Below are 14,512 nucleotides of genomic sequence, written 5' to 3'. Positions count from 1 at the left end.
GGCGCCACCATGGCAAAGGCAAAGTTTGAACGTAACAAGCCACACGTCAACATCGGCACAATCGGCCACGTTGACCACGGTAAAACCACGCTGACCGCGGCGATCACCAAATACTTCGGTGACTTCCAAGCGTATGACCAGATCGACGGCGCGCCCGAAGAAAAGGCACGTGGCATCACCATCTCGACCGCACACGTTGAGTATGAAACCGAAGCACGTCACTACGCACACGTCGACTGCCCCGGCCACGCTGACTATGTGAAAAACATGATCACCGGTGCCGCTCAGATGGACGGCGCGATCTTGGTTGTGAACGCCGCCGACGGCCCAATGCCCCAGACGCGTGAGCACATCCTGCTCGGCCGTCAGGTTGGCATCCCGACGATGGTTGTCTACATGAACAAAGTTGACCAGGTCGACGACGAAGAGCTGCTTGAGCTGGTTGAGATGGAAATCCGCGAGCTGCTGTCTTCCTATGAGTACCCCGGCGACGACATCCCCGTTGTGCCCGGCTCCGCTCTGGCAGCCATGGAAGGCCGCGACGAAGAGATCGGCGAGAACTCCATCCGCAAGCTGATGGAAGCCGTCGACACATGGATCCCGACACCTGAGCGTGCCGTTGACCAGCCGTTCCTGATGCCCGTCGAAGACGTGTTCTCGATCTCTGGCCGTGGTACCGTTGTGACGGGCCGTGTTGAGCGTGGCGTGATCAACGTTGGCGACGAAATCGAAATCGTCGGCATCCGCGACACCAAGAAAACCACCTGTACAGGTGTGGAAATGTTCCGCAAGCTGCTGGACCGTGGTGAAGCTGGCGACAACATCGGCGCGCTGCTGCGTGGCGTTGAGCGTGACGGCGTTGAGCGCGGTCAGGTTCTCTGCAAGCCCGGTTCCGTGAACCCGCACACCAAGTTCGAAGCCGAAGCCTACATCCTCACCAAAGAGGAAGGTGGCCGTCACACGCCGTTCTTCGCGAACTACCGTCCGCAGTTCTACTTCCGTACAACTGACGTGACCGGCACCGTTCAGCTGGCAGAAGGCACCGAGATGGTTATGCCCGGCGACAACGTGTCTTTCGGCGTTGAGCTGATCGCACCGATCGCCATGGAAAACGGTCTGCGCTTCGCGATCCGCGAAGGTGGCCGTACAGTTGGCGCTGGTGTTGTGTCGAAGATCACTGAGTGATTATTGGCCGGGCTTTTGGGCCTGACCTGTAAGACTTTCGAAAGGCCGCAGCATCTGCTGCGGCCTTTTGCGTTTTGTGGTGGGCGCCCCCGCCGACCAAAGCCCGAAAAATACAAAAGGCCGGCTCTCGATGAGCCGGCCTGCGTTCATTCTTGCCAATCGTGCTTATGCCGCGTCTGCGTTCACACCACCCTTTGTCGCAATCTCGGTCATGCGGCGGTCGCCATCGTAGGTATGATCAAGCTGCTGCTGCAGCTGCGCGCCGTCTTCATCCTCGCCAAGACGGTTGGCAAAGGCCACAACGCAGCCGTAACCGGCCAGTGCATAATGCACCATCCGCTGGTACTGAGTGATGATCATCGCATCGCGCGTATCGCTATCGCCAAAGTCTTCTTCCAGCACATGTTTATGAGCCTCTTTCACGAGGCCCTCCATGCCGTGGCAATGCTCGGCATCTGGGTCCAGGTCGTGTTTGGCACAGATGGACTTCAACACATCCATTCCCTTGGCGATTCCGTTGCTTCCGTCGATTAACGCTTCCGACAACTCTTTGTCTTCAGCAGCACGTCCCAGAGCATTGGTCGCTTCGAGGGATTGCTTGCAGGCAGAGTAGAGGTCTTGCAGTTGGTCGGTGTAGACATCTTTAAGGCTATTCATCGTCATCGGTCGTCCTCCAATTTCGGGCTGGGTTCGACGAGAAAACGTGAGCCGGGCGCTCAATGTTCCAATCAGTTATGAATATCGGCCCGAAAGGTCAGATCTGCTCTTGATCCGCCGGCCTTTTGCGACTACCCAAACCCCCGGCATAGGGGTTTAGCTCAGTTGGTAGAGCATCGGTCTCCAAAACCGAGGGTCGTGGGTTCGAGTCCCTCAGCCCCTGCCACACTCTCTCAGTAATATTGTAACGAACAAGCGCTCCTCAGGTGGATCGCTCGTTGTATTGTGGATGTAGTTCCGCTGGCCGCTGCTTTGACGGTCTGAGCCAGGTTGGCTCCTTATGTTTTGGGGCGGTCCGACACACTGGTAGCCACGCCGCCCGGATCGGATTCGCGCCAAAGCAGATAGCACTGCTACGCTTATGTCTCCGCGGAACGCTTGGCGGATGGCTTAAGGCGAGTCTCTCTAACGCGACTCGTAATCTTCGTTCGGTTCTGGTGAATCGCCACTGATTCACCCTTATTCGGCGCCTTCTTATAGCGATGTAGCGGGGGCAGGGGGCTAACGATAGCTTCTGAAATTCTCAAATCCGCTTTATAAACAGTGAGTTACGGATAAGTTCCCAGAAATATCGCCTTTTCTCAAATTTCTGCTTGCGGGTCTGGGCCACTAACCTTAGAACCCCCCATACCGGCGGCGCAGAGATGCACCAACGGGGCGCCAGACGGGGCGGACGGAAGCGGAGACGCGGAAGTTTGGTTCGGTAAGGCGGGAAAATTCGAGGTACTAGAGGCGGGGCGCGCCAAGAAGATAGGGCGCATCTCAGTTTCTTTTGTCTCAACGCTGTTTGAAAATTTGATATCTGAAGAGATATGTGGGCGGTTTGGTTCATTCGATGGATCAACGTCTGTATATCGCGCTCTTAGGCTTCGGCCGATGATAGAGTGTCAGCTTCACTGTTTGGACGGCTTTCGACTACTTTGTAGTCTCAAGCACAACAAGCAGAGAATGGCTTGTATCTTTCAGTAAGGGGTACAGGTCGATGTGCAGAGGTTCGACGTCAAGGATAAGCTAGCAATAGCTTTTCAACTTGAGAGTTTGATCCTGGCTCAGAACGAACGCTGGCGGCAGGCCTAACACATGCAAGTCGAGCGAGACCTCCGGGTCTAGCGGCGGACGGGTTAGTAACGCGTGGGAACGTACCCTTCTCTGCGGAATAGCCACTGGAAACGGTGAGTAATACCGCATACGCCCTTCGGGGGAAAGATTTATCGGAGAAGGATCGGCCCGCGTTAGATTAGATAGTTGGTGGGGTAATGGCCTACCAAGTCTACGATCTATAGCTGGTTTTAGAGGATGATCAGCAACACTGGGACTGAGACACGGCCCAGACTCCTACGGGAGGCAGCAGTGGGGAATCTTAGACAATGGGCGCAAGCCTGATCTAGCCATGCCGCGTGTGTGATGAAGGTCTTAGGATCGTAAAGCACTTTCGCCAGGGATGATAATGACAGTACCTGGTAAAGAAACCCCGGCTAACTCCGTGCCAGCAGCCGCGGTAATACGGAGGGGGTTAGCGTTGTTCGGAATTACTGGGCGTAAAGCGTACGTAGGCGGATCAGAAAGTAAGGGGTGAAATCCCAGGGCTCAACCCTGGAACTGCCTCTTAAACTCCTGGTCTTGAGTTCGAGAGAGGTGAGTGGAATTCCAAGTGTAGAGGTGAAATTCGTAGATATTTGGAGGAACACCAGTGGCGAAGGCGGCTCACTGGCTCGATACTGACGCTGAGGTACGAAAGTGTGGGGAGCAAACAGGATTAGATACCCTGGTAGTCCACACCGTAAACGATGAATGCCAGTCGTCGGGCAGTATACTGTTCGGTGACACACCTAACGGATTAAGCATTCCGCCTGGGGAGTACGGTCGCAAGATTAAAACTCAAAGGAATTGACGGGGGCCCGCACAAGCGGTGGAGCATGTGGTTTAATTCGAAGCAACGCGCAGAACCTTACCAACCCTTGACATCCTGTGCTAACCCGAGAGATCGGGCGTTCACTTCGGTGACGCAGTGACAGGTGCTGCATGGCTGTCGTCAGCTCGTGTCGTGAGATGTTCGGTTAAGTCCGGCAACGAGCGCAACCCACATCCTTAGTTGCCAGCAGTTCGGCTGGGCACTCTAAGGAAACTGCCCGTGATAAGCGGGAGGAAGGTGTGGATGACGTCAAGTCCTCATGGCCCTTACGGGTTGGGCTACACACGTGCTACAATGGCAGTGACAATGGGTTAATCCCCAAAAGCTGTCTCAGTTCGGATTGGGGTCTGCAACTCGACCCCATGAAGTCGGAATCGCTAGTAATCGTGGAACAGCATGCCACGGTGAATACGTTCCCGGGCCTTGTACACACCGCCCGTCACACCATGGGAGTTGGTTCTACCCGACGGCCGTGCGCCAACCTTTCGAGGAGGCAGCGGACCACGGTAGGATCAGCGACTGGGGTGAAGTCGTAACAAGGTAGCCGTAGGGGAACCTGCGGCTGGATCACCTCCTTTCTAAGGATGTTCCTAGCCAGATGAGCTTGCTCATCTCATGGAACACTTAGCAGGTCGGCATACAAAGCCGGCCATATTTAGAACCGAGCCGTCCTCATATCTCTTCAGAAAATAGGTCCTGCGCTGAACGCGTAGGTCTCAAAAGTTTGGGGCCTTAGCTCAGCTGGGAGAGCGCCTGATTTGCATTCAGGAGGTCAGGAGTTCGATCCTCCTAGGCTCCACCAAGCCTTTTGCAGAGCAAAAGGCGTCGCCCTGGCAGTCGTTGCGCAGCAACGATGAGAAGGGCAGGCCAGCCACAAACCAGGTCTTACTATCACACGCTGGCACAACTCGCACATTGCTTCGCAATATGCTGTTTGTGCGACGTGCGCGCCTCCGGCGCACACCGGGTCGGTAGCTCAGGTGGTTAGAGCGCACGCCTGATAAGCGTGAGGTCGGAGGTTCAAGTCCTCCTCGACCCACCATCCCCCATCGGATGGCACACGGAACATACCTTCAAGCACATACAGTGTGTTTGAACGTCTGTTTCGCAGACGAATTGACATCGTAAAGAGAGATACTAACAACATGTTTGATCGCCCCGCGTTAGGGGATGATCTCGGTTGCTGCCCTTCGGGGCCGGTGTTTGAATGGCTGTTTCCTCGGCCTATCAGGCATATCGCGACTGAAACGAATATGTTGTCCAAGTCAAGTACACTAACCAGAGCGATGACGCGGGCCTCCTGCACGGACGGTTCGCTATCTGCATCGCTCATTTGTCCAGACGCTAGTCTGGGCGGGTAAAAGTATGCTTTTGATACAGGATAAGAGGATCAGTTTCTTACCAGCTTCTGATCTTCGCGCGAGACGCTAAGTCTTGCTTTTTCTGGATCAAATCAAGCGCGAAAAGGGCGTTTGGTGAATGCCTTGGCAGTAAGAGGCGATGAAAGACGTGATACTCTGCGATAAGCCATGGGGAGCTGAGAATAAGCTTTGATCCATGGATTTCTGAATGGGGCAACCCACCTGATACTTTGTTATTACTGATCTTCGGATCAGCTAATAACTTGGTAAACCAGGTATTTTTAGGCTGAATATATAGGCTTAAAAAGGCAAACCCGGGGAACTGAAACATCTAAGTACCCGGAGGAAAGGAAATCAATATGATACTCCCCTAGTAGCGGCGAGCGAACGGGGACCAGCCGAGCCATGAGTGTGGTTAGAATGCGTTGGAATGCGCAACCAGAGTGGGTGATAGTCCCGTATAAGAAGCATGATTGGACGTATTAAGTAGGGCGGAACACGTGAAATTCTGTCTGAAGATCGGAGGACCACCTTCGAAGGCTAAGTACTCCTTACTGACCGATAGTGAACCAGTACCGTGAGGGAAAGGTGAAAAGCACCCCGACGAGGGGAGTGAAACAGTACCTGAAACCGAACGCCTACAATCAGTTGGAGGGACCTTGCGTCCTGACAGCGTACCTTTTGTATAATGGGTCATCGACTTGGTCTCACGAGCAAGCTTAAGCCGTTAGGTGTAGGCGTAGCGAAAGCGAGTCTTAATAGGGCGTTGAGTTCGTGGGATCAGACCCGAAACCGAGTGATCTAGGCATGGCCAGGTTGAAGATAAGGTAACACTTATTGGAGGACCGAACCCACATCTGTTGAAAAAGATCGGGATGAGCTGTGCCTAGGGGTGAAAGGCCAATCAAACTCGGAGATAGCTGGTTCTCTGCGAAATCTATTTAGGTAGAGCGTCGACCGAATACCACCGGGGGTAGAGCACTGGATGGGTAATGGGGCCCCACAGGCTTACTGATCCTAACCAAACTCCGAATACCGGTGAGTACTAGTCGGCAGACACACGGCGAATGCTAACGTCCGTCGTGAAGAGGGAAACAACCCTAACCTCCAGCTAAGGCCCCTAATTCATGGCTAAGTGGGAAAGCAGGTGAGACGACCAAAACAACCAGGAGGTTGGCTTAGAAGCAGCCATCCTTTAAAGATAGCGTAACAGCTCACTGGTCTAAATAAGTTGTCTTGCGGCGAAGATGTAACGGGGCTCAAGCCATGAGCCGAAGCTGAGGATGCATTTATTGCATGGTAGCAGAGCGTAGTGTGACATAGTTCCATGTGTCCTTATCATCCTTCGGGGTGAGTTGGACACAAGGAGCTTTCTGTGAAGCTGGCGCGTGAGCGATCCGGTGGAGAGATCACTAGTGAGAATGATGACATGAGTAGCGACAAAGAGTGTGAGAGACACTCTCGCCGAAAATCCAAGGGTTCCTGCTTAAAGCTAATCTGAGCAGGGTAAGCCGACCCCTAAGGCGAGGCCGAAAGGCGTAGTCGATGGGAACCAGGTTAATATTCCTGGGCCAGATGGAAGTGACGGATCTCGAGGGTAGTTCATCCTTATCGGATTGAATGGGCTGCTTAGAGGTCCCTGGAAATAGCTCCATCGCTAGATCGTACCCTAAACCGACACAGGTGGATAGGTAGAGAATACCAAGGCGCTTGAGAGAACTATGTTGAAGGAACTCGGCAAAATACCTCCGTAAGTTCGCGAGAAGGAGGCCCGGTTTCTAGGCAACTAGAGGCTGGGGGCACAAACCAGGGGGTGGCGACTGTTTATTAAAAACACAGGGCTCTGCGAAGTCGTAAGACGACGTATAGGGTCTGACGCCTGCCCGGTGCCTGAAGGTTAAAAGGAGGGGTGAGAGCTCTGAATTGAAGCCCAGGTAAACGGCGGCCGTAACTATAACGGTCCTAAGGTAGCGAAATTCCTTGTCGGGTAAGTTCCGACCTGCACGAATGGCGTAACGACTTCCCCGCTGTCTCCAACATAGACTCAGCGAAATTGAATTACCGGTCAAGATGCCGGTTACCCGCGGTTAGACGGAAAGACCCCGTGCACCTTTACTACAGCTTCACACTGGCATTAGGCCGAACATGTGCAGGATAGGTGGTGGGCTTTGAAACCGAGACGCCAGTCTCGGTGGAGCCTCCCTTGAGATACCACCCTTGTTCTGCTTGATGTCTAACCGCGGACCGTTATCCGGTTCCGGGACCCTGTGTGGCGGGTAGTTTGACTGGGGCGGTCGCCTCCTAAATCGTAACGGAGGCGCGCGAAGGTTGGCTCAGAGCGGTCGGAAATCGCTCGTTGAGTGCAATGGCAGAAGCCAGCCTGACTGCGAGACTGACAAGTCGAGCAGAGTCGAAAGACGGCCATAGTGATCCGGTGGTCCCAAGTGGGAGGGCCATCGCTCAACGGATAAAAGGTACGCCGGGGATAACAGGCTGATACTGCCCAAGAGTCCATATCGACGGCAGTGTTTGGCACCTCGATGTCGGCTCATCTCATCCTGGGGCTGGAGCAGGTCCCAAGGGTACGGCTGTTCGCCGTTTAAAGAGGTACGTGAGCTGGGTTTAGAACGTCGTGAGACAGTTCGGTCCCTATCTTCCGTGGGTGTAGGATACTTGAGAGGAGTTGCCCCTAGTACGAGAGGACCGGGGTGAACGATCCACTGGTGGACCAGTTGTTATGCCAATAGCAGTGCTGGGTAGCTATGATCGGACAGGATAACCGCTGAAGGCATCTAAGCGGGAAGCCCCCCTCAAAACAAGGTATCCCTGAGAGCCGAGGTAGACCACCTCGTCGATAGGCCAGAGATGTAAGCGTGGTAACACGTTCAGTTGACTGGTACTAATTGCTCGATAGGCTTGATTTGATCCAGTAGAAGCAAGACTTCAACTTATCAATCAAAAGCATACACATACAATCAGTTGTACTCGACTTGGAATTAACAACGCTTTGCGCATCAGCCCAAAGCGCGTGAGGAATTTATTTGGTTTGGTGATCATAGCGCGAGCAAAACACCTGGTCCCATCCCGAACCCAGCCGTTAAGTGCCGTAGCGCCGATGGTACTGCGTCTTAAGACGTGGGAGAGTAGGTCATCGCCAAACCTAATAAGTTCCTCACATCAGTATCTCTCAACGATGACACAAATATAAAACCGCCGCTGCAAAACACGCAGCGGCGGTTTTGCGTTTGGGGGGGGGTGGTCCTATCTCAAAGTTTTCGAGATGCGAAAGCTAAAGGCCCCGGGAAAAATCTCAAGAAAAATCTCAATCTTCTGCACGAATGTCCTTGCAGCCCATCTGCGATAAGGTTAAACGGAGGGCATTGACGCGGGATGGAGCAGCCCGGTAGCTCGTCAGGCTCATAACCTGAAGGTCGTAGGTTCAAATCCTACTCCCGCAACCAAAACAAAAAAGCGCCGCACCTGAATGGGTTGCGGCGCTTTTTTGTTTTGCCCAAGGCGGTCTTTGCGCGGCTTCGAATTGGATCTTGCCGCCTCACTTTACTACGATTCGCTGGCGCTCAATGCGCCGCTCAGTCCACCGTGAAGGCAAGGCAACTACCGTTTGATTAGACCTTATTGGAAGCAAACTCTTGACTTCCCGACCGTCAAACGGTGTACCTGCGCGAAACCTGAATTAGCCCTAGGAAGGGACCATCATGCACGCCTATCGTAGTCACACCTGTGCCGATCTGAGCCTTGAGAACAAGGGTGATAATGTGCGCCTGTCCGGCTGGGTACACCGGGTGCGGGATCACGGCGGTGTGCTGTTTCTCGACCTGCGCGACCACTATGGGATCACCCAGGTGATCTGCGACCCCGACAGCCCTGCTTTCGCCGAGATGGAGAAGGTTCGCGCAGAATGGTGCGTGCGTATCGATGGCACCGTAAAGGCGCGGGATGAAAGCTTGGTTAACCCCAAGCTGCCCACAGGCGCGATCGAAGTCTACGCGCGTGAAATCGAAGTTTTGGGTTCTGCCGCCGAACTGCCGCTGCAGGTTTTTGGCGATCAAGAATACCCCGAAGAAACGCGTCTACGGTATCGCTACCTCGACCTGCGCCGCGAGAAGATGCAGAAGAACATGACTCTGCGGTCTGATGTGGTGACATCCATCCGCAAGCGTATGTGGGATCAGAACTTCCGCGAGTTCCAGACACCGATCATCACGGCATCCTCCCCCGAAGGCGCGCGCGACTTCCTCGTGCCGTCGCGTCTGCATCCGGGCAAGTTCTACGCGCTGCCGCAGGCGCCGCAGCAGTTCAAACAGCTGCTGATGGTCTCGGGCTTTGACAAATACTTCCAGATCGCGCCGTGTTTCCGCGACGAAGACCCGCGCGCTGATCGCTCGCCGACCGATTTCTACCAGCTCGACATGGAGATGTCGTTTGTGACCCAGCAGGACGTGTTCGACACGATCCAGCCGGTGATCGCTGGCATCTTCGAAGAGTTCGGCGGCGGAAAGAAAGTTGACGAGACCTGGGAGCAGATCTCCTACAAGGACGCCGCGCTGTGGTATGGCTCGGATAAGCCTGACTTGCGCAACCCGATCAAGATGCAGGTGGTTTCTGAGCATTTCCGCGATTCCGGTTTCGCGATTTTTGCCAAACTGCTGGAGCAGGACGGCACCGAAATCCGCGCGATCCCCGCGCCCACCGGCGGCAGCCGCAAGTTCTGTGACCGCATGAACGCCTTTGCGCAAAAAGAAGGTCTGCCCGGCATGGGCTATATCTTCTGGCGCGATCAGGGCAATGGGATGGAAGCGGCCGGACCATTGGCCAAGAACATCGGCCCCGAGCGTACCGAGGCGATCCGTCAGCAATTGGGGCTCAACGTTGGCGACGCGGCCTTCTTCCTTGGCGGCAAGCCGAAGTCGTTTGAGGCTGTCGCTGGCCGCGCCCGCAACGTGATTGGCGAAGAGCTTAACCTCACCGACAAAAACCGTTTCGCCTTTGCGTGGATCGTCGATTTCCCAATCTACGAGAAGGACGAAGAGACCGGAAAGATCGACTTTGAGCACAATCCATTCTCCATGCCGCAAGGCGGGATGGACGCGCTGCTGGATGATCCGCTGAAGGTGCTCGGGTATCAGTATGACCTTGCGTGCAACGGCTACGAGTTGGTGTCGGGTGCTATCCGAAACCACAAGCCTGAGATCATGTTCAAAGCGTTTGAGATCGCCGGCTACGGCGAAGATGAGGTGCGCAAGCGCTTTGGCGGTATGGTTAACGCCTTCCAGTACGGCGCACCGCCCCACGGTGGTTGTGCTGCGGGCATTGACCGGATCGTTATGCTGCTGGCCGAAGAGGCGAACATCCGCGAGGTCATCCTCTTCCCGATGAACCAGCGCGCCGAAGACCTGATGATGAATGCGCCTAGCGAGCCCACAAGCGATCAGCTGATGGAATTGGGCCTGCGGGTTATCCCACAGGAGTGATCCCGTCTAAATAACACGTCACCCCCGCCTCAGTCGGGGGTGATATTGCCCGGTAGGATGCCCAGCACCAGAACCGGGCAACCGCCACTGCGACCGGCAGCTATGCGACTGATGAGCTTATGGGTGCCGGTGGTGCTGGCACCGAACTTCGCGCTCACGGTTTTGTCGGTCTCATTGCCGAACTTATCCAAGCAATTGCCGAGAGATTTGAAGAAATCGTTCGACAATTCGCGCGTCACGATCACGCCTACGTCGATTACGCCAGCCTCGAAAAAACTGCGAAAGGCATAGAGGTCGCGGTCGTAGGTCTGGTCTTTGCTGTTCCATTCATAGTCAAAGGCCACGCGCGCGCGCCAGAAATCGACCATGTGGTTGTGAATGAAATCCTCGCGGATGATGCGATCGACCTCGGGGGCGCTGTCGCCTTTTCCGGCGGTCAATTGCACCAGCAGGTCGGCCTTGATCCGCACCTCTTCGTGAAAATTCTCTGCCGCGGCATACTCCGCAAAACGGGTCGTCGCTGACATGCGGTTGCCGCCCGGCGCGCGGATTTCGCTGCGGCTGATGGTGAACTGACGCAGCACGCGGATGATCGCAGCCAGTTCTTCCGGCGCGCGCTGTTGCAATACGGCAGCGGCGCTGCGGTAGCTGGTGACAGAGTAGCGGTCGCGCAGATCGGCAGGCAGCAGGTCTTCGACGAGCCATTCGCTGTCGAATACTGCATCGTCGATGCGCCGCGCCAGATTACTCAGCCGCGACACTGGAATTGTAGCTGTAGGTCTTCCAATCGGGCTTGTAGTCCGCCTCGGCCTGATTGCCCCAAACGGTCCAACCGTCCCGCACACCGCGCCCGAACAGTTCGAGGTAGGGGCCCCAGGAGCAGCTTTCGATCAGATCATATTGCTCATCCGGTTTGCGCGAATGCTCACGTTTGCGGGTTTGCATCATATTCACTTGGCGACGTCCTGCATCCAATGTGCGCACGTTCTTGCCGCGCACGCCAAAAAGCAGAATTTCGGTCACGTTGCGGAAATAGAAACCCACACCGCGCCCGTCACTGCCGCCATCTTTGCGGATTTTGTGCCAGATGATGTTGGATTTATACTCAAATCCCCACGCCTTGAGCACCTGCAACCCTTCGGGCAGCAGCGCGTTTGGCACCCACATGTAGCAATGCGCGCGGTCTTCAAGGTGGTCGGCCACGGGCAGGGCGCAGATGTCATCCACCGTCATCGTGGGATAACGGGCCAAGCGCTTGTGCTCGGGTGCGACCTTGCCGGTGCGATTGGTGAAGCGCCACGGCGGGTCCGCCATGACGCAGCCAAACCGGTCTTTGCCCAGAAAGTCGCGTAGGTCTTGTGATGGATTATCGCTCATATCCAATATATTGCGTTTCCTCGGGCTTTCTTGCAACCGCAACCTGCCCATAGGGGCTGGATATCCACAAGAACGTTAAGGGAACACATCTAGCAGGCGCGACCGGCTTGGGTCAATCCTCAAGACTGTCTTCGCGCTTTTCTTCGATGAGCTGGGCTTCCTTTTCCTTCCGCATCAGGAACTTGTCGCCAAATTCATCATTCTGTTCCTCGCCGATTACCTTCTTGGCGCGGGTGAAAAGCTCGTCTTCTTCCTCGTCCATGTGGTGTTCGTAATCATGCTTAAGCTTCTTGAAGCGAGTCAGCCACGCTGAAGATGACATGTCAGTCTCGCGCAACTCTTCCATCAGGTCGTCAAGTTGCTGGTGCTCATGGACCGAGTGGCGCGCGTGATCTTGGCCCCAAGTTTCCGACATCAGCTTGGAATAAAAGGTCTCTTCCTCTGCCGCGGCATGAGATTTTACATCGTGATAAAAACGATCCCAAGCATCCCGTCGCTCGGCGCTGTCGCCTTCGGTATCGGCAATGGTGTTGAGCAGCGTGCGGTGTTCATCGTGATCTTCTTTGATCGCGTCATAAATTGAGGGCATGGGGAAATCCTTTTGTGTTACCTGTGGGTAACGCCGCAGGGACGGGCGGGTTCCCGGCTTAAAAGACTGTACCTATGGCCGATTGGCTGGCGACTTGTTGAAACAGCCCACCGGCTTGGGCGTTAAATGCCGCAAGAATGACGATTACCAACCCAAGAACATTTGCGCCCACGACAATCCAATCGATTGGCGTTTCAACCCCTGCGATGTCTTTGGCGTGGTTCTGGCTCATTTCACCCTCCCGGGGCACGGTTTGGTCTCAGCATGATGCTGAAGGTTGAATGTGGCATGAATGTGTAACTCGAATGCCGAGACTGGGATCAATGGCGATTAAATCAGGGATATTCACCTTGCGGGCCGCGGGGGGCGGTGCATAACTTTGCCTATGAGCAACAGATTAGCCGAACGCCCTGTCGGGCCCGTTATCAAGAATTGGGCGCAGCCCCCACGGCCCGACGGTGAGGTTTTCGCGGGGCGGTATGTGATGTTGGAGCCGCTCTCAGCAGAGCGCCACGCAGCATTGCTCTACCGTGCCTATGTTGGCGAAGATCACGTTTGGGATTATTTGCCCTATGGGCCATTCTCGTCGGCATCGCAGTATCACCGCTGGGTGCGTGACAGTGAGGGGAAAGCTGACCCTTATTTTCTTGCGGTCAAAGACCTTGCACAGGATCAATGGGTGGGCGTCGCAAGCTTCCTGCGGATTAATCCCGAGGCGGGCAGTATCGAGGTCGGCCATATCAATTTCAGTCCCGCCCTGCAGCGCACCCCAGCGGCGACAGAGGCGATATTTCTGATGATGAAATGGGCCTTTGAAGTAGGCTACCGGCGGTTTGAATGGAAGTGTGATGCGCTGAACCACCCTTCGCGTCGCGCGGCGCAGCGGTTGGGGTTGAGCTATGAGGGCGTCTTTCGGCAGGCCACGATCGTAAAGGGGCGCAACCGCGACACCGCTTGGTTCGCCGCGATTGATGCAGAGTGGCCTGCGTTGAAAGAGGCGTTTGAGGCGTGGCTGGCGCCCAGTAATTTTGACGGGCAGGGAAAACAGAAGGAACGGCTTGGCGACCTCACCCGCCTCGTCCGCGTGGCAAACGATCCGACCCTTTAGGTGGCCAGCCTGCTGGCCCTGTTAAATCGCAATTTTTTCAGAGAGCCGGATTTGGATCATTCCAGCAATGGTTGCGGCCTCTGGACCCGCCGGTTTACCCAATGCGCGTTTATGCGCCAAGGCCCTCGCCGCTTCCTCTAGCCGTAGGTCATTCGCTGATCGGGCAACACCGCAGAGAAATTGCGCGACATAATCGAGCGTGAGTTCATCAGGCTCTCCGCCGAGTACGCCGGCGATATGGGCGATGTCATCTTGAAACCCTATTTGGTCCGGGGTGACATCCTCATCCGGGAGGACGCGCAGCCCCACGGGGCGGCGTTCTTCGGGGAGGGTCTTGAGAATGGCCTGCTGAAAGGATGACAGCGACGTAATCGGTTTCGCGATAAATCCATCGACTCCGGCAGCGCGGGCATCAGGCTCCATATGGCTGTCGCCTGAGATGGCGATGATCGTTTCAACCCGCGGTATGCTTTGGGTAAGCTCGGCGATCAGGTCCAGCCCGCTGCCGTCCGGCAAGCCAAGGTCTACCAGTGCCACGGAGGGGCGGTAGACCTGCAAATGGCGCCGGGCAGAGCGCAAACTATCCGCGCGCCTGATCCGCGCACCGGAACGCAGGCAGAGCAGGCGCATCGCTTCACAGGCAAAGCGGCTATCCTCCACCACAAGAACAGTGAGCCCCAAGAGCGGTCGTTCCGCCGTGGGTGCAAGGGTCGTTTTCGCAAAGGGGTCGGTATCGTCCATGATCGCCTCCAACAGCATCTCCTGCACTAT

At 55.5% G+C, this 14,512-nt stretch carries 9 protein-coding genes, 4 tRNA genes and 3 rRNA genes; 10 read left to right on the top strand and 6 right to left on the bottom strand.

Annotation, left to right across the window (positions count from 1 at the left end; genetic code table 11):
* Positions 1-9: 9 nt before the first annotated feature.
* Positions 10-1,185 carry an elongation factor Tu gene (tuf, locus tag DSM14862_RS14490; RefSeq protein WP_007118020.1) on the top strand — a complete coding sequence of 392 codons (1,176 nt, stop codon included), beginning with the start codon at positions 10-12 and terminating at the stop codon, positions 1,183-1,185.
* Positions 1,186-1,350: 165 nt separating this feature from the next.
* On the opposite strand, the gene DSM14862_RS14485 is transcribed toward tuf, so the two are convergent.
* On the bottom strand, positions 1,351-1,848 hold the full coding sequence (locus DSM14862_RS14485; protein WP_007118018.1) for a DUF892 family protein: 498 nt from the start codon (positions 1,846-1,848) through the stop codon (positions 1,351-1,353).
* Positions 1,849-1,992: 144 nt separating this feature from the next.
* Here DSM14862_RS14485 and DSM14862_RS14480 point away from each other — a divergent pair.
* From DSM14862_RS14480 to aspS, 8 genes are all read left to right on the top strand, one after another.
* A tRNA-Trp gene (locus DSM14862_RS14480) sits at positions 1,993-2,068 on the top strand.
* 860 nt (positions 2,069-2,928) lie between these two features.
* A 16S ribosomal RNA gene (locus tag DSM14862_RS14475) occupies positions 2,929-4,392 on the top strand.
* A 148-nt stretch (positions 4,393-4,540) separates the two neighbouring features.
* Positions 4,541-4,616: transfer RNA gene (locus DSM14862_RS14470), tRNA-Ala, on the top strand.
* 163 nt (positions 4,617-4,779) lie between these two features.
* Positions 4,780-4,856: transfer RNA gene (locus tag DSM14862_RS14465), tRNA-Ile, on the top strand.
* A 409-nt stretch (positions 4,857-5,265) separates the two neighbouring features.
* Positions 5,266-8,099: ribosomal RNA gene (locus DSM14862_RS14460) — 23S ribosomal RNA — on the top strand.
* A gap of 121 nt (positions 8,100-8,220) precedes the next feature.
* Positions 8,221-8,335 (top strand): 5S ribosomal RNA (rrf, locus tag DSM14862_RS14455).
* Together the 16S, 23S and 5S rRNA genes with 3 tRNA genes alongside form the textbook arrangement of a ribosomal RNA operon.
* A gap of 224 nt (positions 8,336-8,559) precedes the next feature.
* Positions 8,560-8,636, top strand: a tRNA-Met gene (locus DSM14862_RS14450).
* Between the two features lie 255 nt (positions 8,637-8,891).
* Entirely contained in the window at positions 8,892-10,667 is a 1,776-nt protein-coding gene (aspS, locus tag DSM14862_RS14445) for an aspartate--tRNA ligase (protein WP_007118016.1), read from the top strand.
* A 29-nt stretch (positions 10,668-10,696) separates the two neighbouring features.
* On the opposite strand, the gene DSM14862_RS14440 is transcribed toward aspS, so the two are convergent.
* The 4 genes from DSM14862_RS14440 to DSM14862_RS14425 all read right to left on the bottom strand — a co-directional run bounded on the left by DSM14862_RS14440 (position 10,697) and on the right by DSM14862_RS14425 (position 12,865).
* Positions 10,697-11,428: a BglII/BstYI family type II restriction endonuclease gene (locus DSM14862_RS14440; protein ID WP_243254285.1), complete on the bottom strand. Its 732-nt coding sequence runs from the start codon at positions 11,426-11,428 to the stop codon at positions 10,697-10,699.
* On the bottom strand, positions 11,412-12,044 hold the full coding sequence (locus DSM14862_RS14435; RefSeq protein ID WP_007118014.1) for an MT-A70 family methyltransferase: 633 nt from the start codon (positions 12,042-12,044) through the stop codon (positions 11,412-11,414). Before DSM14862_RS14435 ends, DSM14862_RS14440 begins: the two co-directional genes overlap by 17 nt.
* A gap of 112 nt (positions 12,045-12,156) precedes the next feature.
* Positions 12,157-12,633 carry a hemerythrin domain-containing protein gene (locus DSM14862_RS14430; RefSeq protein WP_007118013.1) on the bottom strand — a complete coding sequence of 159 codons (477 nt, stop codon included), beginning with the start codon at positions 12,631-12,633 and terminating at the stop codon, positions 12,157-12,159.
* A 58-nt stretch (positions 12,634-12,691) separates the two neighbouring features.
* On the bottom strand, positions 12,692-12,865 hold the full coding sequence (locus DSM14862_RS14425; protein WP_007118012.1) for a hypothetical protein: 174 nt from the start codon (positions 12,863-12,865) through the stop codon (positions 12,692-12,694).
* A 153-nt stretch (positions 12,866-13,018) separates the two neighbouring features.
* Between DSM14862_RS14425 and DSM14862_RS14420 the strand changes: the two genes are divergently transcribed.
* Positions 13,019-13,741: a GNAT family N-acetyltransferase gene (locus tag DSM14862_RS14420; RefSeq protein WP_007118011.1), complete on the top strand. Its 723-nt coding sequence runs from the start codon at positions 13,019-13,021 to the stop codon at positions 13,739-13,741.
* Positions 13,742-13,762: 21 nt separating this feature from the next.
* Here DSM14862_RS14420 and DSM14862_RS14415 read toward each other — a convergent pair whose 3' ends face one another.
* Complete coding sequence (locus DSM14862_RS14415; protein WP_040700667.1) at positions 13,763-14,482, bottom strand: response regulator; 720 nt, start codon at positions 14,480-14,482, stop codon at positions 13,763-13,765.
* Between the last annotated feature and the right edge of the window lie 30 nt (positions 14,483-14,512).

The organism is Sulfitobacter indolifex, assembly GCF_022788655.1.
In the GTDB taxonomy this organism is placed as follows: Bacteria; Pseudomonadota; Alphaproteobacteria; order Rhodobacterales; family Rhodobacteraceae; genus Sulfitobacter; species Sulfitobacter indolifex.
Note: the sequence above shows the minus strand (reverse complement) of the source record. Positions and strands in the feature narration are given on the sequence as shown.

Excerpts from the sequence above, each read along its gene's own strand:
- aspS (WP_007118016.1), top strand. The coding sequence starts at position 8,892 with ATGCACGCCTATCGTAGTCACACCTGTGCCGATCTGAGCCTTGAGAAC.
- DSM14862_RS14415 (WP_040700667.1), bottom strand. The coding sequence starts at position 14,482 with ATGGACGATACCGACCCCTTTGCGAAAACGACCCTTGCACCCACGGCG.
- DSM14862_RS14435 (WP_007118014.1), bottom strand. The coding sequence starts at position 12,044 with ATGAGCGATAATCCATCACAAGACCTACGCGACTTTCTGGGCAAAGAC.
- DSM14862_RS14425 (WP_007118012.1), bottom strand. The coding sequence starts at position 12,865 with ATGAGCCAGAACCACGCCAAAGACATCGCAGGGGTTGAAACGCCAATC.
- tuf (WP_007118020.1), top strand. The coding sequence starts at position 10 with ATGGCAAAGGCAAAGTTTGAACGTAACAAGCCACACGTCAACATCGGC.
- DSM14862_RS14430 (WP_007118013.1), bottom strand. The coding sequence starts at position 12,633 with ATGCCCTCAATTTATGACGCGATCAAAGAAGATCACGATGAACACCGC.
- DSM14862_RS14420 (WP_007118011.1), top strand. The coding sequence starts at position 13,019 with ATGAGCAACAGATTAGCCGAACGCCCTGTCGGGCCCGTTATCAAGAAT.
- DSM14862_RS14485 (WP_007118018.1), bottom strand. The coding sequence starts at position 1,848 with ATGACGATGAATAGCCTTAAAGATGTCTACACCGACCAACTGCAAGAC.